Consider the following 17172-nt stretch of genomic DNA (forward strand, 5'->3'; position numbering starts at 1 on the left):
TCGCTTGCCGCCCTGATCAGAGTAGCTCACGACCCACGCGGTTTCTTCTCGCCCTTGTGGGTCCACTCGCGCTTCCGAATGCTCGCCATGTCACAGTCCTCCATGCGGCCGAGCCGCTTCGATTGGGGGTTGAGGATCAGTGGCCCTGCATCACTGACTGGAAGCGGCGCACCCACCATTGGCGGTTCACGATGAAGTCCGTCGTTGCCTCCGAGTAGGTTGAGCCAGGACGCAGGCCGGCGGCCTCGCAGGTCTCGCTCGGCATGATGCTGTAGTCGTGCGCGAGCGCGATGGTAACGCTGACCATGGCGGCGAGCAGGTTCGTCGGGTCAGCGCCTTCGATGGTCTCTTCGCGCGGGTAGTCGGCCAGCACGCGATAGGCGCGCTCGATGTCCGACACGTTGTTGGCTTCGATGCTGATGGTGATGTCTTCGAGTTTCATCGGTATCTCCAGAGTGTGACCCGGCCACCGGCCGCGACCGGGTCGATGTTGCTACGCGCGAGCCGACGCGAACTGGACGAGGGGTAAAGGTGTCATCGCCTCGGGCGCGACGGGCTTGCCGAACCGTTGGGCGAGGATGGTGAGCCCGGCGCAGGTTATGCGGGCCTGTGGCTTGTTCCAGGGCTTAACGGTGCCGGTCTCCGCCGGGATCAGCTTCGTCGTCATCCAGCCTTGGCGCTCGCGCTCGGCGAACGGCACCCACTCGCCGCCAGCCTCGCGCTTGTAGATCCAGTGGTTGGACGCGAGGTAGCCGCGCAAGCCCGTCTCGACCATTTGCAGGAGCTTCGCGGCGTCACGGATGCAGAAGCTGCCCTGACCTTCCGTGATGGTCGCTAGTGCACTGACTCAGACGGATGGTTCAGGGGCTCGGTTGAGGGCATCGAAGATGGCGGCGGCGGGCTTTGTCCAGACGAAGGGACGGGCGCTGCGGTTGTGCTCGGCGATATAGCGTTTGATGGCCGCCTGCAGGTCGACGATGCCGGTGAAGGTGCCCCGCTGAAGGCGGCGGCGCGTGAGCGTGGAGAAGAAGCCCTCGACGGCATTGAGCCAGGACGCTGAGGTTGGTGTGAAGTGGAAGGTCCATCGCGGGTGGCGGGTGAGCCAGGCGCGAACTTTCGGGTGCTTGTGGCTGCCGTAGTTGTCGAGCACGACATGGATCACCTTGCCCGCAGGGACCGCAACCTCGACGGCATTGAGAAAGCGGATGAACTCACCGTGGCGATGGCGCTGCATGCAGCGGCCGAGCACCGTGCCTTCCAAGACGTCGAGGGCGGCAAACAAGGTCGTCGTACCGTGGCGGGTGTAGTCATGCGTCTGAGCGGCAAGATGTCCGGGACGGATGGGCCGATCGGGACGGGTTCGCTCCAGAGCCTGGATCTGGGACTTTTCGTCGATGGACAGCTCGACGGCGTGGGCGGGCGGATCCATGTAGAGACCGACCACATCCTCCACCTTCTCGGCGAAGGCCGGGTCGTGCGAGCGCTTGAAGGTACGCACCCGATGCGGCTGCAGGCGGTGCTCTTGCCAGATCCGCTGCACGGAGCGGAGTGAGATGCCGGTCCGCGCAGCGACGGCGCGCCCGGTCCAGTGAGTGACTTCGTCCGGCGGTTCCGAACAGGTCAGCGCCAGCACCTTCGCCACTGTGCGTGTGGAATGCGGCGGGGTGCCGGGTGGGCGGGTCTTATCGTGCAGCAGGCCCTCGACGCCCTCCTCGGCGAAGCGCTGCTGCCAGCGCCAAACGGCGGGTCGGCTGACGTCAGCCTGCCGCGCCACGTCCTGCACGCTCAACCGTTCGGACGACAGCAGGACGATGCACGCCCGCAGGATGTGCTTGAGGGGGCGGGATCGATCTCCGGCGATCGCGGACAGCGCTGACTTCGTCGAGGAGCACACAGACGGTCTGAGCCATCGCCCAGACTCGCATGCATCACGCCCTGCGTGAATCCTCTGACCGCGTCAGTGCACTAGAATGGTCATGCTCTCATGGACGACGATGGGCGGCTGGGTGGCGCCCACAACGTCGATCTCCTTCCCATCGAGCACTTGGTTGAGCAGGTCCTGCTTGCGTACCACACCGACGATCTCGTCCACGTCACCACGGCTGACAACGACCTGGGCATGGTTGCATTCCCGGACGGACTTCAGGACCATGTCCCGCGGATCATCGGCATCGACCCAGAAGACCTCGTGGCGCGGGGTCATGATGTCCCGGACTTTACGCTCGCCGATAGAGAAGATGCGTTCGACCGCCTCCTGCTGAACCTCACGGATGAGACCGGCCTCCTGGCTCGCCTGGATCAGCAGGTTGAGCTCAGCGGTCGAGTGGAGCGAGCCCTCGCCGTGCCCGGGCTGGAGGCCGCATAGGCGCAGGACGCCATTGCCAAGTGCGTTCAGGAACAGAATGGCCGGTCTGAAGACGAGGAGGAACAGCCCGAGGGGACGGACGATGGCGAGCGCCGTGCGCTCACTGCGTTGCAGGGCCAGACTCTTGGGGGCAAGTTCACCGAGCACAATGTGCAGAGACGTAATGATGGAAAAAGCGATCACGACTGCCACCGTATGAGACGCAGCTGTTCCAAGCCCCATCGGGAGCCATGCGAGCGCTGGCTCGATCAGGTGGGCGAGTGCCGGTTCGCCGACCCAGCCCAGGGCAAGGGAAGATAGTGTGATGCCGAACTGCGTAGCGGCAAGATTGGCGTCGAGGCGGTCGGTGGCCCGCTGGAGAGCAGTGGCGTTGGTGCGTCTCTCAGAAACGAGTTCGGCGACGCGGCTACGGCGCACCGAAACCAAGGCGAACTCGGCCGCCACGAAGAACCCGTTGGCGAACACCAGGGCGAGGACTGCCACAAGCCCCAGCGTGGTCGACCATACGTCGTCGGAAATCGCCGTGACCCTTCAAATGAACGGCTTCAGTTACCAGCCAACCCGGGGGCTATCCAGGGGGGCAACGAAACAGGCTTCCAAATGGCAAAGATTTTTAGGGGCACTCCTCACCCCATCCGCCCCGCCGCCCGCTCCTCACCCACATAGCCGATGTACCATTCGAGGTGCCCGGCCACCTCCTGGTCCAGGCGAACGGGCGACGCCTTCAGGGCCTCCGCCGTGGCGTTGACGGTGCCGTAGGGCTCGCAGACCTCGCCGAGGTAGAGGTTGATCTCTTCGTTCAGCTGCCCCTCCGACATGTGGTCGAAGCGGTTGGCCCTTCTCGCCTTTTCCAGCTTGCGGAGGCGGAGGTCGATCACTTTCGAGGTCATGGCTGGGTCATCTCCTCCAGACGGGAAAGGCGCTCGTGCAGATCCGTCGCCTCGATGGCGCGGACGTGGGCGTCGACGGATTTCGAGATGTCGGCGGCCTCCGACGGGGTGAGCTCGCCGGCTACCACAGCCTGCAACAGGGCATGCGTGGCCCTGGGGAGGTCAGCAGTGGTCTCGATCACGGGAAGGTCGAACTGCACCGGGCGGTCCTTCCTGGCCGGCATGAGGCGATCCAGGCACATGCGCAGGGCCTGCGTGTCGCCGTCCGTGGCGAGCTCGATGGCCTTGCGGACGATGCTCTCGGCATCGCCCTCTAGGATGGCCTCCAGGGCGAGCGTGGACTTGCTGCGGCTGCCCTTGGGACGGCCGGCAGGGTTGCCGATCTTGCCCTTCTCGAACCTGCTCTTTCGCTCCGTCATAGTTCCATAACTCTACTACGGATCGAACGGTGGCAATGAGTTAGCCGGTTTGTCCGCTTTTCTGTTTATATCAGAAACGGAACAGGAAGGCGCGGGCCTGATAGGCAGATGATGCAGGCCATTGGCGAAGGCTGGTGCTGCCGCAGCGGCATGGCGATGAAGAGTAGTCGATACTGGGTCCACGGTGGCGCCAGCACCGAGCCGAGGACGGCCGTGGGCAAGGCGCGGGCGCAGCGGTCGAACTGGAAGCACGGCCGGCGCTCGGCTGAGTACATCGCCATGAAACGAGCCATTGCGCAGGCGGGTCGGGATCTCGGCGAGACGATGCAGATCAGTGAACAGATGCTGCGGGACGCGGGGCGGTAGGCGGGCGGCAGAGGGGACGAACAAGCCTCAGCGTGGTGTCACGGGGCAGACCCTACCGTGCGGGCGAGTTGCCGTTCGATCCAGTCCTGGGCCACGTCGAGGTTCGCGAATGTGGGAGCGTTCTGGTGATGAACCCGGCCGAACCCGGCTTCCAAGAACCAGCTACCTGCCTCGTGTTCATGCTGCTCGGAGAGTTGCACGAGGATCGCCACAAGGAAGCCATCAGCAAAAACCAGATGGCTTTCCGTATCGTTGCTGCCTGTCGCAACCTGCACAGGCTGGAGGTGTAGACTCATCCTTCAGCCCGTTTTTGTGAGATGCAGGTAGGTAGGATCAAACTCGGAAGACCGCGTGAGTTCCTTCCAGGCGTGGACGACGAGAGTACTGCCCCGCAGGGTGATGAGGCCCTGGCCGCGCATCGCCTGTAGGGTTCGGTTCACATGAACGGTTGTGAGCCCGAGCGCATCGCCGAGTTCGGCCTGCGTGATCGGCAGGGGACAGCGGTGATCTCCAGCAAGACCGACCGCCTCCAGCTTCACGTACAGTTCGCAAAACAGGTGCGCGACCCGACCAAAAGCCGACTTCCGGCCGATTCCAGCCATCCACTCCCGGAAGACTGCCGCGTCGATCAGCGTGTCGCGCCAGAGCAGCGCCCCGACACGCGGGAAGCGCATCGTCAGACCCAGCATGCTCTCGTGTGGAATGAGGGCCACGGTCGCCTCGGTTATCGTCGCGAGGCTGTGATCCATGGTGTGCAGGTGCAGGCTTTGCAGATCGGGAATGTCGCCAGGGATATGGAATGAGAAGATCTGCCGACGCCCGTCTCCAAAGATCTTGAAGCGGCAAGCCCAGCCCTCAACGATGAGGCAGCACTGCGAAAGCGTGTCGCCTTCGCGCACGATGGTCTCCCCCGCTTGAAGAGTGCGGATCTTGGTAGGCAGGCTGCGAATGGCCTCCCGCTCCTCCTCGGACAGGGGCGCGATGCTCTCCAGTTTGCGGATGAGCATGGTCAAAAGCTTGTCGTTGAAAGCTGGGGGCATGGCCGCTTCACTCTGCGTTGCAGGCGGAAGCACACGTCTCTCCCAGATGTCGGCTCCTGTGTCAGAACCGCCGACAATGCCGTGATCCTAAACGTGCGATATGCCGGCGCACTCACACACGATAGCCTGCAGCACTCAACTTTATTCCGCTCGGCCTTGGCGTAGTAACGCACTCATGGACAGGAACATACAGTGCCATCCAATGCTCACGGCTAGCGTTGCTAGGGCAGCATCGTTTCGTCTGGTCCACAACAATCAAAAGATTATAAACTCAAGTAATTGCCGCTATCTGCAAGAGGAGCCACAATGACAGCTCCTAAGCCTAAACGATTAAATCGTTTGGGCTCAAACTCTCTAGATTTACGGCAAGTTAATGTCGAACGTTGTTAGAATAGCGGAAAACCGCATCCCCGCAAAAGGTCCTGAACACGTCCGTCAACCTGTTCGATTGGTCCAAGAAATGCGGGATGAGGTTGCTCGAAGCCGTGCCCTTCTGAGCGAAATCAAGGAAATCCTTTTCAAGATCCCGCCCTACCGGCCGAACCTCGACTAGCTCCAGAAGGAGGGGCCTGAGGCATCCGGCCTGTTATCAGTGGGCGAAAAGTGCCCGATCAAGCGCACGCCGTCCCACAGGTCCACGGCGTGGTCATCCACCATCCCTTTGGCCCTGCGTCTTGCTTCGCGATCATCGAGTGCGAACAGCATGAGTGTGAGTGATACCGTTCCGTCTGAGCCCACAAAATCGGCCCAGCAGGTCCCGCAATCGCTCTCAACGGGTGTAGCCACACGGCCATGCTCCAATGCCGGGGCTCTACGTTCTCACCTGCGAATGGTTGCCGTGCCAGATGGCCGCTGCATCACCATAGCGAACCGGACGCGGCGCCCAACCTAACCCCGCCATCCACCCCGGCTGAACCACCGACAGCCTCGGGCGGTCATCCTAGGTGCTCTCCAGGGCAACCCATGTCGAAATAGTACGGGTCCAAAACAGGTTGGTGCGTTTTTCAGTGGCGCCCAAGGCGGTGCACCCTCGCGCTGCCGGTCCGGGACGCACGATCCGACAAAGGATGCCGATGCTTGACCACACGCTTCGGGGGCGACGGATCTTCATAGCGGAGAATGAGTATTTCCTGGCGGACGAGTTGAGGCGCGAATTGCAGGATGCCGGGGCCGAGGTCCTGGGTCCGGTCGCCTTTGTGCAGGATGGATTGCGCATTCTGGAAGGGAGCGCTGCGCCAGACGCGGCGAGCCTAGACGTCAACCTAGACGGCGAGTGCGTCTACCCGCTCGCGGACGTTCTGATCGCCCGATCCGTGCCGTTCGTCTTCACGACGGGCTATGACCAGGGCATCATCCCGGATGCTTACGCACATGTTCCCCGTCTAGAGAAGCCAGTGGATCCCCAGATAGTGCTCCTAGCACTGGAGAAGCTTCTGAAGGGATAACGCCGGTGGCCCTGCCGTAATGCCGATGGCCTTCACTCGGGCTCCGCGAGGAACTTCACGAGGGCGTAGTTCTGCTGGGCTTGAAGGATGGTCGTCTCAATCAGGCGAAGCACCTGTCGCGCCTCGATCTGCTTCCTCTCCTGGCCAGTGAGAGATGCAATCAAGGCGATCTGTGCCTCATGGCGCTGCAAGGCCTCGTTGAGGCTCTGCTGAAGACTGAGGAGTAGGGGATCGGTGAAGGCCTCGACCCCGGCGCTCATGGCGTTGGCTCCAGGGGCGACAGACTGAGCCGCTGATCTTTGAGGCGCACGAGGTCGCTTTTGATCGCGACCAGGACCCGCATCGCCTCGGTGTTGCGCTCCCCACAGGCGACCAGGGCACGCAGGTGAGCGACCCACGCGACGTGACGGACCTCGGCCTCATCCATGAGCCGATCCACGACATCGAGCGTCTGCGGCTCGGTCTCGCCCATGGTCAGTTCGTTCACATGCCCCGCCCGTCTGGCCCCGGATACACTAATTAATTATCCGAGGTTAAATTGTTCCGTCCGGCAGGTTGAGGCAGCGGAGCGGCGCACTCGCCGCATCACCCTCCAGCGGTCGGCTTCTGCGGGAGTAGCTGCTTCAACCCCTCGGCCAGCCCATGAAGGGCCGCGCTCGCGGCCTGCTGGCGGACCTCGCGGTGATCGTCGCGGGCCTCGATGGTGACGGCGGCGATCATTGCGAACTCGCGGGCATCCTTCCCGCCGCGCTGCCGGATGGCTGGTTGGTTGGTCTGAATTAACACCAAGTCGCTCTTATAGCGCTCATTGAGCAGTTTTCTTGAAACATTTCACTAGTTTCCGAGTTGCAGCTGTCTAATGGACGCACAGTGTTGATCGGATCAGCAACAACCATTATCATAAAAAATAAATCTATCATTATTCGAGAGAAACAATCTAAACTTAACAGTTGGGAAAATCTATGAAACAGCTTTCTACGTTTATCAGTTTGGCTTTACTACTTGGCCTGAGTACCCGTTCGGCAGTCGCACAGGGAACGAATATTCTTGCCGAGTCTCCCGGACAGATGAGTGTTCGGGTTCAACGGCTGGGCTCACCACCCGACGAACTGCCCACGGGTTCAATCAACTCGCCATTTGTTGCAGACTCCCAGCATGACCTTGTCGGCGCCCAGCGCGGGCTTTCGCCGGATGCTGATGCTGCTTTCACCACCAACTCACTTAGCCCGAACGTCGGCCCCCGTGGACTGCCATTATCTGGGCCCGCATCTCGTGAGAGCCTGGGATCCAATCGGTAAGCACCTGATCGGTCTAATATGTGAGCGGCGGGGCGAAAGCCTCGCCGTTTTTGTGTGCGCGGGATCGCAGCCTTGTGCTGCCAACCTGTTCCCCGCCTTCTGGAAGCAAGATACGTTGCCCTCGCACACGGAGAGCAACTCATGCCCGACAAACTGGTCGTCCACACGGAGGACCTTGGAAACACCGAGTACGATGGCAACCGACGTGCTCGCGCGGAGCAGGCATCCGAAGCGGCGTTGACTGCGGGGAAGAAGTTGACGGCCGAGCCTGTAACCGGCACCGATGAGGCTCGGGATGTTGCGCTGGCACAGAAGGATACGGACGAGACAGCAGTCGTCTGACGCCAGACCGAGATCTGAGCGTCATCGATCATGAGCGCCACCCCGGCAGGCCAGCCCATGCCTTGTCGATGATGCTCTCCCGGCGTTCTGCATGGTCAGAATCGGCATCCATGACGAAGCGCAGAGCGACCTCCATTGCCTCATGACCGCCGTTGGCTGAGGCCTCCTCGCCGTTGCGCCGGATGGCACTTTGGTAGGCCTTCACGGCCGGTCCAACGAGTGGTTGGCTCTCGACTACGATGACGAGGGCTAGAAGCGCCTGGCCGATCAGGTCGGCACTCTCCTGCGACGAGGACTTCACGGCTGCTTCTGGCCGCTTGATGGATTCAGCAAGGTGTCCAGTCGTCCGGGGGCGGATCATGGCTTCGGGCTCGCATCCAAGACAAAAAGAGGGTGGACCCGGCGAACATCAGCACGCGGGCTCGCAAGTTCCTCCGCCTACTATTTCAACCCATAATGTTTAGGTAACCAATCAAAAGCAAAATACCAGGTCATATTTTACAGGCGGAACTTCAAGCATTTCATACTGTTGGATTTAAATACGTAAGCGGCCGCTAAAAACGAAAGCCGAAATGTTGTGCCCAATCGTTGTGGTAGCCCTTCTCGCGATAACGCCTCTCGCGGTTTATTCAGCCTCGACATGGCCGGACAGAACGAAGATCGACGCTGATGCTCATGAACAACGTCGGCAGTTCTTCGGCCGTCTTGCCGAGCAACAGGTGGTGCGCTGTGTAGACAATCGCCGAGAGGCCGGAGGCGAAGGCTGCTACCGTTCCGCCTGGATCCGGTAGAGCATCCCCCTGGTCCGGTTGGCACGGCTCAGAACGCGCGAGACCGGGCGGGGCGCTCGGCTTCGTCCAGATCATCGGCGGCGGGGATCATGGCCGACCCCCGTCTGCGACACCTGCGAAAGTGGAGTGGCGCAAGGTGGCGCAGTGGAGCGCTTGGGGATCCGCGCGCCACTGCACCACCTGCTCCACATTGGAGCCTATCGATCATTTCGGGGTTCACCCCCTGGGCCACGGTACGGTGGCACCTCCCCGGAGACCGCCCCTTGATCAAGCCCGCACCTTCCCTCAGCCGCCTTCCCACCTTCGGGAAAGACGGAGCCGTCCACGTCGTGATCGAGACGCCCAAGGGAAGTCCGAACAAGTACGCCTACTCGGATGCGTTCGGCGCCTTCGAGTTCAAGATGGTCCTGCCGGACGGCATGAGCTTTCCGTACGATTTCGGGATGGTTCCCTCGACAAAGGGTGCCGACGGCGATCCGCTCGACATCCTGATCCTCCTCGACGCACCCGCATTCCCTGGCTGCGTGCTGGAAGCGCGGCTGGTCGGCGTGATCGAGGCCGATCAGCGGGAGCGCGACGGCACTTGGGAGCGCAACGACCGTCTCGTTGGCGTGGCGGTGAAGGCTCGCACTCACGCCCACATCGCGGCCCTACCGGACCTGCGTCCTGGCATGCTGGACGAGGTCGAGGCGTTCTTCGCCCAGTACAACCATCTCATGGGGAAGGACTTCAAGGTCAGGCGGCGCGGTGACGCCGAAGCGGCGCTCGCTCTCGTCCGTCAGGGTGGCGATACCTTCAGGTAGCGTCTGACAGGTCCTGGTTCCCCGCATCGCCATGGGGCCGCACCGGCACCGCCTCAGGATACGAGGTAAGCCTTTTTCATCGTGAGCGTGACCACGACGCCTAGCTGGTGATGAAGAGGACCTTCAGGTTCGCTCAGTTCCTTCCCGCCTATGGAGAGCCGCCGACGCGGTAGGGTCAGGCTTGGTTTGCACTCCGGTGGGCGGTCACGTGATGGCGCTCGGCCGAGGCAACAACCAGGACGGCGAGGGCGACGGCGGCAGCATCCTCGGCGAGACCCTTGGCACGCCCGGGAGCCGTGCGAGAGTCAGGCCCCCGGGCGGCCCGGCCAAGGAGCGTGCCGGCCACAGCGCCGGCCACGCCTGCCAGCGCCCCGGTCATCCTACTGATAAGTTCGCTCATCTTCGGAGCGCTGGACGTCATGGTCCCCCAGACCGCAGCCATCACAGTTCTGGGTGTCGCGACGGCCATCGGCGGCTTCGTCCTGGTCATCGTCGCGGCCATCATCGTCATCGCGGAAGGCCGGATCGTCGTCCGTCAGATCGACGACGAATTGCGCGACGTGCCTAACCTTGCCGACGGGGCTGGCGGGGGAGCTGGGAAGGACGTTGGCAATGCCATCTGAAGATACATTGTCTCCGGACGATCTCCTGGCCCTTTCGGCGGATGGCTGCGTGGTAGGCGAAGCGGCGGCGCTCCCCGTGTCAGGCCGCTCCAGGGCAGCGAGGATGGTTGTCAGTGCGTCCACGGCCGGGTCGACCGGCAAGGAGCAAGGATCATGGCCGAACCCCGAAAGCAGGGAACGGGGCGGGCGGGACCAGGGGCGCCTTTGCGCTCGTGAGAACTCGGTGCCGCGATGCTGGACGCGAGCGCGACGACGGCAGTGGGGTGGCCGCCGGCAGAGCGGCGACGAGGCGGGCGTAGACGCTGCCGGGGCCGGGCATCTTCAGATCCCAGCGCACCACCTCGGCCTTGACCGGATCGGGCCGGAAGTCGGCGGCGGGCGTCTCGGCGACGAGGCGGAAGCGCGCGACGAGGGCCGGGGCGTAGTCGGCGGCGCGGGGTGGCGCCTGCTTTTCCGGATGCGGCTCGACGGTGGTGATCTTCACCCACTCGAACTGTCTACTCCCGACCCCATCCAGCCGTTCCGAACGCCATCAATCGCTCTTGGAACCTGCCGTTCGCTGAACGGTCCTGCGACAGTCCCGATCCGCTCTCCGGTTCAGGCAAAGAGCGACCGTGCGACCTGAGCGGCCCCAACCGGCTTGTCGTAGTGACGCACGTCCGTATAGCGCGCCGGGATCGTCGTCTTCTCGTAGCCCGTGGCGAACACGAACGGCACGTGCCGCTCCCGGAGCGCATCAGCTACAGGATAGACCATCTCGTCGCGCAGGTTTACGTCGAGCACCGCGCCATCGATCTGCGGCGTGGCCGCAATCAGCGCCAGGGCATCCTCGACGCTGGGGACCGGCCCAAGCACCTCGGTTCCGCTCTCCTCGAACTGCCGCCTCAGATCGTCGGCGATGAAGTAGTCGTCCTCCACCAGCAGAACCCGGCAGCCGGTCAAGTCCTTCGACGTACCCGTCATGGACTACCCTTCTTATCGGTCCGCTCCGTCAGCGGCAGGTCGATGGAGCAACGCACTTGCGTCTCCCCCAGTTCGTAACGAGTCCTGGCGCCGAGCGCGTAGGGTAGCGCCCGCTCGATCAGCTCCCGCCCGTAGCCGCCGCGCGTGACGGGGCTCTGCTCTTCACGCTGCCGGCTGATCCCGTCCTCGACCCATTCCAGCGCGAGCCGTTGCCCATCGTCATCGGTTGCATAGGTTCGCCACGTCACCCGGAGTTGCCCGTGCTCCGTGGTCAGCGCGCCATACTTGCGCGCGTTCGTGGCCAGCTCATGCAGCGCCAGCGCGAGGGTCTGCACGTGAGCCTTGCGCAAACGGACCGGAGGGCCGTCGAGATGGATGCGATCCTGCATGGCACCAGCCCCGAGCGCGTCCAACTCGGTCCTAATCAGTGCGCCGATGGTGATCGGTTCCTGGTCCGAGCGTGAGAGCAGGCCCTGCACGCGTGAGAGAGCGGAGAGCCGTTCATTGAACTGCTCGCGGAATGCCTCTGTCGGCCCGGCCTTGGCCATTGTTTGCTGCGCGATCGAGCGCACCACGCCCAGGAGGTTGCGGGTCCGGTGCTGCAGTTCACTGATAAGCACCTGCTGGCGTTCCGCCCAGACGCGGCGCTCTGTCGTGTCCAGCATGGTCCCGATCATGCGCAATGGGCGGCCTCCCGGGTCATAGAAGAACTGCCCGCGCGCATCGCACCAGCGGATAGTGCCGTCCGGATGAAGCGTGCGGAACTCGTGGGTGTACTCTCGGTGCTCGTCGCGGGCCCGTATCAGCGCGTTCTCGACGTCTTCAAGGTCCTTGGGGTGGACGCGAGCGGCCCAGGCTTCATAGCTTGGTGTGACCTCGCCAACCGCGTAGCCATGGACGCGATAGTGCTCGTCGGACCAGCTGACTGCGCCCGTGTCGACATTCCAGTCCCATGTCGCGAGCCGTCCGACGTCGACGGCCAGCCGCAAGCGTTCCTCGCTCTCGCGCAAGGTTCTCTGCACTTGCCGTTGGTCAATCAGGTCGGCCGCTTGCCGGGCGAGCAGATCGAGGAAGCCCAGCTGCCTCTCGTTCGGGCGATGCCTGGCCTCGCGCCAATGGGTGTTCAGCATGCCCAACGGGGTGCCCGTGCGGGACACCAGCGGGGTGGCCTGCGCCGATCGATAGCCAGCCTCGACGTGCTTGATGCACGCCTCATCCGTGTCATCGTCGTTGAAGTCGATGAACGTCCGCTCCCCCGTTCTGAGCGCAATGCCACACGCCGTGCGGCTGCTCGCATCAAGACGGCGGAAATGGTCCGTCATCGTGCGCTCCAAGTTCCGGGTCACGAGCAGCACGAGCGACTTTGTTCTCGGATCATAGACTTGGACAGTCCCCGCATCCGATCGCATGATGGCGATGGCGGCCGACAGGATCTCCTCGTGGATCGTCTCGACGTCTTCCTCTGTAACTAAGCGAGCTGCGAGGTCGCGCAGAAGGGTCGCGTCAGCGAGGTCGGCTGCGAGCCTCTCCTCGCTTGCGTGCAGCGCTGCCTCTGCCTTCATGCGGGCTCCGGCCTCGGCGCCGATCAGGTGCACGTAGGCGATCGAGCCGTCGTTTTCCCGTACGGGCATGAGCAAGGCGTCGAACGTATCGACCGCATCACCCTCGCCACGGGTGTCGAGTGTCTGGCTCTCAACCTTCACCGTCTCACCCGCGAAAGCACGCGCGTAGAAGGGCGCGACCGTCGCCCAGCCTTCGGGGAAGGCCATCGGAAGTGGGCGGCCGAAGGCGGAGGGATGCCGATCACCATAGATCTGCACAGCGGCGTCATTATAGATCAGGATGCGCTCGGGGCCGCACACGAGCGTGGCAACGAGCGGGCTGGCGAGAACCTGCTCAACCATGAGCTTGAGGCGGTCCGACCAGGCCGCCAGAGGGCCAAGCGGCGTCGCGGACCAGTCGTGAACGCGAACACGCTCGGCCATTTCTCCGCCGTCTTGCGGCCAAGCTGATGAGATCCTATTGCCGTCCAACGCTACGCCTTGTGCAATCCAATTCCAGCAATCCTATTACGCGGGTTGCGCAGAGCGGCGGCCCTCATAGGATATTAGCGTTCCCAGCCTTCAGACGTTCCAATGAGGGTTGCCCCTCCTGGAACGTTGCAAACGTCATTGCGTCGCGTGAACGGAAAACGTTCGTTTTCCCGACAAACAACTTATGTGTCCGCAGCACATGTCAAAACGAATGCGTTTATGCCAGGAAAATGTGTCTAGTTTTCTATTGTCGGTAAAACGTGTTTGGATCTCTATCCCGACGTGCCAGTCCAATAAGGCCCGCGGAACAGGTCGCCCATGGCCTTTTTGCTGAACAGAATTCTCCCGCGTCTCCGCTGGTGCTCAGGCCGATCGTGGATAAAGTAATTGGATTAGAATGGAAGGGACGCTGTTAGGCAGCCCCTCCATCTGAGCCTGGATCGCCGCTCATACTATAGCGAGTGTGATCGAAGGGGGGGCGACCCTTGTGTAGAGGTCGAATCAGGTTGCGACCTGCTGCAGGCTCTCGGCAAGCTGGCTGGCATATTCGTCAGCCTTGTAGATTTCAGAGACGGCCTGCTTGAGCTTGCTCTCGTCCTCCGATTTACCCAATGCCTTGGCATAGGCTGCGGCCGAACCGATGCCGGCAAGACCGTAATGGGCCATTCGCTGGTACTGGGCGATGATGACAACGTCGCGCAGCTTGCCGTCCTCTGGCGCCTCTTCGAAGCCGTGCTTATGCGCTTCGCGGACCAAGCCCTCCATGCCTTTGCAATGCTCTGGCTCGGCTTGGCCGCCAGCCTGCTCGATAAGGGTTTTGAGTATGCCGGTGTGCTTGTTGATGCCTTCAATCGACTTTTGTAGAATCAGCTTAAGCTTCTCGTCGGAAGCCCGCTGGCTTAGCTGTTGAACCGCTCGGACCATCTGATCGTTGGCGGACCAGTTATCCTTAAGCTCGTCCAGGTAGATGTCCTTGAGAGTGTTTGGCGTGGCCACGAGGCGTCTCCTTCTTTGGGTCCGCGGTTAACCGCACTCCTTCTCTCCTGTTCCGTTTCAAGGTCTCATCGTTTCGAAACAGACAGGTGGGAGATCCAAATGCAACGACAACAACTATTATTATAAATGTATGATAAATTAATTTTGCAGGTACGGAAGTTTGAAAGAAGAACTCCCATTGCTTTCCTATGGAACAGAGCTCGCCATTATATGCGCCGGTGCTCCGGCCGGTCGTGATCTGGGCATGGCACGTCTTGGTAGAAGGTAAGGTCTCCGTACTATGTGAGGCACGAAGTGAATCAGTGCGTGTCAGATGCAGAAAAACGGTTGAACGAATACGACCACCATCGCGTTTGGACACCGATTTGAATCGATCTGGAGAAACGCACATGACGATTAAGGCACTTACCCTGGCGGCTTCACTCACCCTCGCCCTTACGGGCGCGGCGCTCGCTCAGACCGCGGCAGGCGGTGGCAGCACCGAGGGTAACATGAACAATCCTGGCAGCGTGAAGAGCAATAGCGAGAAGAGCATGGAGCGCTCGAAGGGCTCTGCGACCGGTGCAGCCATGGAAGCGCCTGGCTCGACGATGGCTCCTGGTGTTGCCGGTGGTGCTGCAGCGCCTGGCGGCGCTCCGATGAGCGGCCATAGCAGCGGTGGCGGCACGAGTTCCAGCGGCATGTCCAAATAACCAAAAATCTCTGCTCCACGGCCTTTGGGCTTGTGGGGTGTTTTGCTGTTCGGATCAGGGATGCGTCTGCAGCATCACGACATATGAAGGTATAAACTTAAAATGCGCGGTTTCCTTGTTGCTTTGGGCTTCAGCATTTTTATCAGTGGGCCCGTCATTGCCGCCGCAGATGCAACTTCTACCAAGCGCGGCAACCCTGACTTAAAGAAATACTGCACAGGTGATGCACTCACGCACTGTGGAGATATTGATTCAGATGATCCAGCTATGGGTGCTTGCTTCAAGACGAACCGCGAAAAGCTGACTGAAAATTGCCGTCGGGCTATGGACGCTTATATGGCATCAAGCAAAAACTGAAGTCGCCGCCCAATTTGCGGTTATCAGAGGACCCACTTCCTGAATGATCTTTGAAGGCGTTCGCCCGGCGGATCACGGTAGCATGCGCTGTTCCTGGAAGCAGTCGTTCGCGATGCGCCCCCCCCCTTGCTGGGTGCGTCGCCATCGAACATCGTTCGGTTATCTCGGTGACATCGTGTGATGGCTCAGGGGTGTCCTTCGTTGGTAAGCCGAGAATTCGTCGCGCGAGCCCGATCCGTTCTCCCATCACATCATTATGCTACACGTCACCCTAACGTGCCCCGCGAAGTCGCCGGGCCTCCGATGGCCACGAAGTCCCTCTCCCCGAAGCATTTGCTAGATCGTACCGGCAGGAGATCGAAGGCAATCTATTTCGTGATCCTGACCGAAACGGGGTCGCTGCCCGGGAAGGTTTCCTCCAGCGCCTCGTCGAGCTTCTCATCAAGCCGATCCGGGTGGTTGCCTGGCAAGGCGGCATCCAAGGAAGGCTTAAGGGCTTTCTCCTCCGAGATGAGGCGCAAGCGCCGACGCTCGGCCGCCTGTCGCATCGTTGCGAAGGCAAGGAACGCGAATCCGGCACTGATCAGAAGCACGGGAAGCGGGTTAGCACGTACTTTGTCGGACAAGCGCCCAGCCGTCAGCGCCGCCGCACCTGCAGGATCGCGGGTGCCGGTGAGTTCCTCGGCAAGGCTCGATGGGTTGAGGCGGGATTGGAGTTCGGCCAGCGTGCCGTCCAACCTTCCGCGGCTCGCCTCGACGTCGTGCTCCAACTCATCGAAAGATTTGCTCATCCGCTGATGCGCTCCGTGATGAGGGCGACGTCCTGCCCGACCTGCTGCTCGGTCCGGATCGGCTCCAGCCCCGAAAGCGACGCCTTGCTGCGGCCCCACAGGGTCAAGCTAATAGCGATGGCCGCGAACACACCGCCGATGACCAAGGCCGAAAGCGCTTCGGAGTGAAGGAGGACCGCTAGGCCCTTTACCAGCGCCAGGATCAGCACGACCACCCCTGCCATGGCGAACACACCGGCTGCGATGAACAGGCTCAACGCCCAGGTGAGATGATGCAGGCTACTGGTCATCTCGGCCCGAAAGAGGACGATCTCCGTCGAGACGAGTTCCTGGGTCTCACGGATCGCATCTCCAAGGAGACTCTGGACGGTCCTGGGCCGAGGCTCGGTCATGAAGGGCCGTCGATGTCGGGGACGGGTAACACGTCGACAGGGACCACTGCCCGGGACCGTGGGATTGGCCTGACGCCAGATGCGGCCAGCAGTCGGTACAGCGCAAAGCCGGCGGCAGCTGCCACGGCCAGGGTCAACCCAGGCCGACGTCTCGCTGCGGCGTCGAGCTCGTCGTACAGCTCGCTGACCGTGCGGCGTCCGATATCGGCGGAGAGCTCCTCGACGCCCTCGGCAGCGTTGTCGAAGAACGCCTTCACGTTAGGCGCATCCTCGAAGCCCGCGCCGGCTCCGCGAATGGCCCCGGCCACGTCCGAGACCACCCTGACCACGTCCTGCTTGCGACGAGCTACGTAATCCTCGGCCTGACTCCGGACGTTCGCAGCAAAGCCTTCGTCAGCTCGGGGGGCGTGCGGCTCGGAATTCGTCGATGTTTGAGGCCCGGAAGTCATCATCGCCTTCCCGTCACTAGAGCGTGAGTAAAGCGAGACTGGAACGGCGTAGGGCCAAAGCGGTTCCAAAACCCATCGCTCGCGGAGACAGCGTCCGCTATTCCAAATTCTAAACTC

The 17172-nt window shown here is 62.0% G+C and carries 26 protein-coding genes and 2 pseudogenes; 8 read left to right on the top strand and 20 right to left on the bottom strand.

Annotation, left to right across the window (positions count from 1 at the left end):
- Positions 1 to 136: 136 nt before the first annotated feature.
- The 6 genes and pseudogenes from ACYQOP_RS07730 to ACYQOP_RS07755 form a co-directional block, all read right to left on the bottom strand.
- Entirely contained in the window at positions 137 to 442 is a 306-nt protein-coding gene (locus ACYQOP_RS07730; RefSeq protein ID WP_461221969.1) for a hypothetical protein, read from the bottom strand.
- Between the two features lie 51 nt (positions 443 to 493).
- Positions 494 to 829: a phage antirepressor KilAC domain-containing protein gene (locus ACYQOP_RS07735; protein WP_461225237.1), complete on the bottom strand. Its 336-nt coding sequence runs from the start codon at positions 827 to 829 to the stop codon at positions 494 to 496.
- An 18-nt stretch (positions 830 to 847) separates the two neighbouring features.
- Complete coding sequence (locus tag ACYQOP_RS07740; RefSeq protein WP_461221970.1) at positions 848 to 1894, bottom strand: IS630 family transposase; 1047 nt, start codon at positions 1892 to 1894, stop codon at positions 848 to 850.
- A gap of 72 nt (positions 1895 to 1966) precedes the next feature.
- Positions 1967 to 2884: pseudogene (locus tag ACYQOP_RS07745) on the bottom strand (hemolysin family protein); the annotation flags it as partial.
- A gap of 107 nt (positions 2885 to 2991) precedes the next feature.
- Positions 2992 to 3255, bottom strand: a complete 264-nt coding sequence (locus ACYQOP_RS07750; RefSeq protein WP_461221971.1) for a hypothetical protein — start codon at positions 3253 to 3255, stop codon at positions 2992 to 2994.
- Entirely contained in the window at positions 3252 to 3674 is a 423-nt protein-coding gene (locus ACYQOP_RS07755; protein WP_461221972.1) for a DUF5681 domain-containing protein, read from the bottom strand. Before ACYQOP_RS07755 ends, ACYQOP_RS07750 begins: the two co-directional genes overlap by 4 nt.
- 108 nt (positions 3675 to 3782) lie before the next feature.
- Here ACYQOP_RS07755 and ACYQOP_RS07760 point away from each other — a divergent pair, with 108 nt between their 5' ends.
- Positions 3783 to 4040 (top strand): hypothetical protein, encoded by a 258-nt coding sequence (locus ACYQOP_RS07760; protein WP_461221973.1) that lies wholly within the window; start codon positions 3783 to 3785, stop codon positions 4038 to 4040.
- 38 nt (positions 4041 to 4078) lie between these two features.
- On the opposite strand, the gene ACYQOP_RS07765 is transcribed toward ACYQOP_RS07760, so the two are convergent.
- Together ACYQOP_RS07765 and ACYQOP_RS07770 are read right to left on the bottom strand one after the other, a co-directional pair.
- A complete protein-coding gene (locus ACYQOP_RS07765) occupies positions 4079 to 4315 on the bottom strand; it encodes a hypothetical protein (RefSeq protein ID WP_461221974.1) in 237 nt (78 codons plus the stop codon).
- Positions 4316 to 4339: 24 nt separating this feature from the next.
- Positions 4340 to 5047, bottom strand: coding sequence for a Crp/Fnr family transcriptional regulator (locus ACYQOP_RS07770; RefSeq protein WP_461221975.1), 708 nt, complete (start codon positions 5045 to 5047; stop codon positions 4340 to 4342).
- A gap of 1100 nt (positions 5048 to 6147) precedes the next feature.
- Between ACYQOP_RS07770 and ACYQOP_RS07775 the strand changes: the two genes are divergently transcribed.
- Positions 6148 to 6525, top strand: coding sequence for a response regulator (locus ACYQOP_RS07775; RefSeq protein WP_461221976.1), 378 nt, complete (start codon positions 6148 to 6150; stop codon positions 6523 to 6525).
- A gap of 32 nt (positions 6526 to 6557) precedes the next feature.
- On the opposite strand, the gene ACYQOP_RS07780 is transcribed toward ACYQOP_RS07775, so the two are convergent.
- Both ACYQOP_RS07780 and ACYQOP_RS07785 read right to left on the bottom strand, forming a co-directional pair.
- Positions 6558 to 6785 (bottom strand): hypothetical protein, encoded by a 228-nt coding sequence (locus tag ACYQOP_RS07780; RefSeq protein WP_461221977.1) that lies wholly within the window; start codon positions 6783 to 6785, stop codon positions 6558 to 6560.
- Positions 6782 to 6997, bottom strand: coding sequence for a hypothetical protein (locus tag ACYQOP_RS07785; protein WP_461221978.1), 216 nt, complete (start codon positions 6995 to 6997; stop codon positions 6782 to 6784). The genes ACYQOP_RS07780 and ACYQOP_RS07785 overlap by 4 nt, the downstream gene beginning before the upstream one ends.
- 170 nt (positions 6998 to 7167) lie before the next feature.
- Between ACYQOP_RS07785 and ACYQOP_RS07790 the strand changes: the two genes are divergently transcribed.
- Both ACYQOP_RS07790 and ACYQOP_RS07795 read left to right on the top strand, forming a co-directional pair.
- Positions 7168 to 7308 (top strand): hypothetical protein, encoded by a 141-nt coding sequence (locus ACYQOP_RS07790; RefSeq protein WP_461221979.1) that lies wholly within the window; start codon positions 7168 to 7170, stop codon positions 7306 to 7308.
- Between the two features lie 656 nt (positions 7309 to 7964).
- On the top strand, positions 7965 to 8165 hold the full coding sequence (locus tag ACYQOP_RS07795; RefSeq protein ID WP_461221980.1) for a hypothetical protein: 201 nt from the start codon (positions 7965 to 7967) through the stop codon (positions 8163 to 8165).
- A 28-nt stretch (positions 8166 to 8193) separates the two neighbouring features.
- Here ACYQOP_RS07795 and ACYQOP_RS07800 read toward each other — a convergent pair whose 3' ends face one another.
- Positions 8194 to 8466 carry a hypothetical protein gene (locus tag ACYQOP_RS07800; RefSeq protein ID WP_461221981.1) on the bottom strand — a complete coding sequence of 91 codons (273 nt, stop codon included), beginning with the start codon at positions 8464 to 8466 and terminating at the stop codon, positions 8194 to 8196.
- 753 nt (positions 8467 to 9219) lie between these two features.
- On the opposite strand from ACYQOP_RS07800, the gene ACYQOP_RS07805 reads away from it, so the two are divergent.
- Complete coding sequence (locus ACYQOP_RS07805) at positions 9220 to 9759, top strand: inorganic diphosphatase (protein ID WP_461221982.1); 540 nt, start codon at positions 9220 to 9222, stop codon at positions 9757 to 9759.
- A gap of 175 nt (positions 9760 to 9934) precedes the next feature.
- Here the strand turns inward: ACYQOP_RS07805 and ACYQOP_RS07810 are convergent, their stop codons facing one another.
- Entirely contained in the window at positions 9935 to 10180 is a 246-nt protein-coding gene (locus ACYQOP_RS07810; protein ID WP_461221983.1) for a hypothetical protein, read from the bottom strand.
- On the opposite strand from ACYQOP_RS07810, the gene ACYQOP_RS07815 reads away from it, so the two are divergent.
- Positions 10179 to 10382: a hypothetical protein gene (locus ACYQOP_RS07815; protein WP_461221984.1), complete on the top strand. Its 204-nt coding sequence runs from the start codon at positions 10179 to 10181 to the stop codon at positions 10380 to 10382. The two genes, ACYQOP_RS07810 and ACYQOP_RS07815, sit on opposite strands and share 2 nt — an antisense overlap.
- A gap of 151 nt (positions 10383 to 10533) precedes the next feature.
- Here the strand turns inward: ACYQOP_RS07815 and ACYQOP_RS07820 are convergent, their stop codons facing one another.
- From ACYQOP_RS07820 to ACYQOP_RS07835, 4 genes are all read right to left on the bottom strand, one after another.
- Positions 10534 to 10866 (bottom strand): hypothetical protein, encoded by a 333-nt coding sequence (locus ACYQOP_RS07820; RefSeq protein WP_461221985.1) that lies wholly within the window; start codon positions 10864 to 10866, stop codon positions 10534 to 10536.
- A gap of 113 nt (positions 10867 to 10979) precedes the next feature.
- On the bottom strand, positions 10980 to 11345 hold the full coding sequence (locus ACYQOP_RS07825) for a response regulator (RefSeq protein ID WP_461221986.1): 366 nt from the start codon (positions 11343 to 11345) through the stop codon (positions 10980 to 10982).
- Complete coding sequence (locus ACYQOP_RS07830; RefSeq protein WP_461221987.1) at positions 11342 to 13330, bottom strand: sensor histidine kinase; 1989 nt, start codon at positions 13328 to 13330, stop codon at positions 11342 to 11344. Before ACYQOP_RS07830 ends, ACYQOP_RS07825 begins: the two co-directional genes overlap by 4 nt.
- A 549-nt stretch (positions 13331 to 13879) precedes the next feature.
- Positions 13880 to 14374 carry a YciE/YciF ferroxidase family protein gene (locus ACYQOP_RS07835; RefSeq protein ID WP_461221988.1) on the bottom strand — a complete coding sequence of 165 codons (495 nt, stop codon included), beginning with the start codon at positions 14372 to 14374 and terminating at the stop codon, positions 13880 to 13882.
- Positions 14375 to 14763: 389 nt separating this feature from the next.
- On the opposite strand from ACYQOP_RS07835, the gene ACYQOP_RS07840 reads away from it, so the two are divergent.
- Together ACYQOP_RS07840 and ACYQOP_RS07845 are read left to right on the top strand one after the other, a co-directional pair.
- Complete coding sequence (locus ACYQOP_RS07840; protein WP_461221989.1) at positions 14764 to 15066, top strand: hypothetical protein; 303 nt, start codon at positions 14764 to 14766, stop codon at positions 15064 to 15066.
- Between the two features lie 102 nt (positions 15067 to 15168).
- The gene (locus tag ACYQOP_RS07845; RefSeq protein ID WP_461221990.1) at positions 15169 to 15423 is read left to right on the top strand and encodes a cysteine rich repeat-containing protein; all 255 of its coding nucleotides are present in this window, start codon (positions 15169 to 15171) and stop codon (positions 15421 to 15423) included.
- 368 nt (positions 15424 to 15791) lie between these two features.
- Here ACYQOP_RS07845 and ACYQOP_RS07850 read toward each other — a convergent pair whose 3' ends face one another.
- From ACYQOP_RS07850 to ACYQOP_RS07865, 4 genes and pseudogenes are all read right to left on the bottom strand, one after another.
- Positions 15792 to 15971 carry a hypothetical protein gene (locus tag ACYQOP_RS07850; protein WP_461225239.1) on the bottom strand — a complete coding sequence of 60 codons (180 nt, stop codon included), beginning with the start codon at positions 15969 to 15971 and terminating at the stop codon, positions 15792 to 15794.
- 138 nt (positions 15972 to 16109) lie between these two features.
- Positions 16110 to 16214 (bottom strand): annotated as a pseudogene (locus ACYQOP_RS07855) (DUF3618 domain-containing protein); the annotation flags it as partial.
- On the bottom strand, positions 16211 to 16606 hold the full coding sequence (locus ACYQOP_RS07860; protein ID WP_461221991.1) for a phage holin family protein: 396 nt from the start codon (positions 16604 to 16606) through the stop codon (positions 16211 to 16213). The pseudogene ACYQOP_RS07855 and the gene ACYQOP_RS07860, both read right to left, overlap by 4 nt.
- Entirely contained in the window at positions 16603 to 17058 is a 456-nt protein-coding gene (locus ACYQOP_RS07865) for a hypothetical protein (protein ID WP_461221992.1), read from the bottom strand. Before ACYQOP_RS07865 ends, ACYQOP_RS07860 begins: the two co-directional genes overlap by 4 nt.
- Between the last annotated feature and the right edge of the window lie 114 nt (positions 17059 to 17172).

The organism is Methylobacterium sp. CM6247 (assembly GCF_054817925.1).

Excerpts from the sequence above, each read along its gene's own strand:
- ACYQOP_RS07860 (WP_461221991.1), bottom strand. The coding sequence starts at position 16,606 with ATGACCGAGCCTCGGCCCAGGACCGTCCAGAGTCTCCTTGGAGATGCG.
- ACYQOP_RS07865 (WP_461221992.1), bottom strand. The coding sequence starts at position 17,058 with ATGATGACTTCCGGGCCTCAAACATCGACGAATTCCGAGCCGCACGCC.
- ACYQOP_RS07840 (WP_461221989.1), top strand. The coding sequence starts at position 14,764 with ATGACGATTAAGGCACTTACCCTGGCGGCTTCACTCACCCTCGCCCTT.
- ACYQOP_RS07775 (WP_461221976.1), top strand. The coding sequence starts at position 6,148 with ATGCCGATGCTTGACCACACGCTTCGGGGGCGACGGATCTTCATAGCG.
- ACYQOP_RS07795 (WP_461221980.1), top strand. The coding sequence starts at position 7,965 with ATGCCCGACAAACTGGTCGTCCACACGGAGGACCTTGGAAACACCGAG.
- ACYQOP_RS07755 (WP_461221972.1), bottom strand. The coding sequence starts at position 3,674 with ATGACGGAGCGAAAGAGCAGGTTCGAGAAGGGCAAGATCGGCAACCCT.
- ACYQOP_RS07750 (WP_461221971.1), bottom strand. The coding sequence starts at position 3,255 with ATGACCTCGAAAGTGATCGACCTCCGCCTCCGCAAGCTGGAAAAGGCG.
- ACYQOP_RS07830 (WP_461221987.1), bottom strand. The coding sequence starts at position 13,330 with ATGGCCGAGCGTGTTCGCGTTCACGACTGGTCCGCGACGCCGCTTGGC.
- ACYQOP_RS07760 (WP_461221973.1), top strand. The coding sequence starts at position 3,783 with ATGATGCAGGCCATTGGCGAAGGCTGGTGCTGCCGCAGCGGCATGGCG.
- ACYQOP_RS07770 (WP_461221975.1), bottom strand. The coding sequence starts at position 5,047 with ATGCTCATCCGCAAACTGGAGAGCATCGCGCCCCTGTCCGAGGAGGAG.
- ACYQOP_RS07850 (WP_461225239.1), bottom strand. The coding sequence starts at position 15,971 with ATGCGACAGGCGGCCGAGCGTCGGCGCTTGCGCCTCATCTCGGAGGAG.
- ACYQOP_RS07845 (WP_461221990.1), top strand. The coding sequence starts at position 15,169 with ATGCGCGGTTTCCTTGTTGCTTTGGGCTTCAGCATTTTTATCAGTGGG.
- ACYQOP_RS07825 (WP_461221986.1), bottom strand. The coding sequence starts at position 11,345 with ATGACGGGTACGTCGAAGGACTTGACCGGCTGCCGGGTTCTGCTGGTG.
- ACYQOP_RS07785 (WP_461221978.1), bottom strand. The coding sequence starts at position 6,997 with ATGGGCGAGACCGAGCCGCAGACGCTCGATGTCGTGGATCGGCTCATG.
- ACYQOP_RS07815 (WP_461221984.1), top strand. The coding sequence starts at position 10,179 with ATGGTCCCCCAGACCGCAGCCATCACAGTTCTGGGTGTCGCGACGGCC.
- ACYQOP_RS07730 (WP_461221969.1), bottom strand. The coding sequence starts at position 442 with ATGAAACTCGAAGACATCACCATCAGCATCGAAGCCAACAACGTGTCG.
- ACYQOP_RS07780 (WP_461221977.1), bottom strand. The coding sequence starts at position 6,785 with ATGAGCGCCGGGGTCGAGGCCTTCACCGATCCCCTACTCCTCAGTCTT.
- ACYQOP_RS07810 (WP_461221983.1), bottom strand. The coding sequence starts at position 10,180 with ATGACGTCCAGCGCTCCGAAGATGAGCGAACTTATCAGTAGGATGACC.
- ACYQOP_RS07790 (WP_461221979.1), top strand. The coding sequence starts at position 7,168 with ATGAAGGGCCGCGCTCGCGGCCTGCTGGCGGACCTCGCGGTGATCGTC.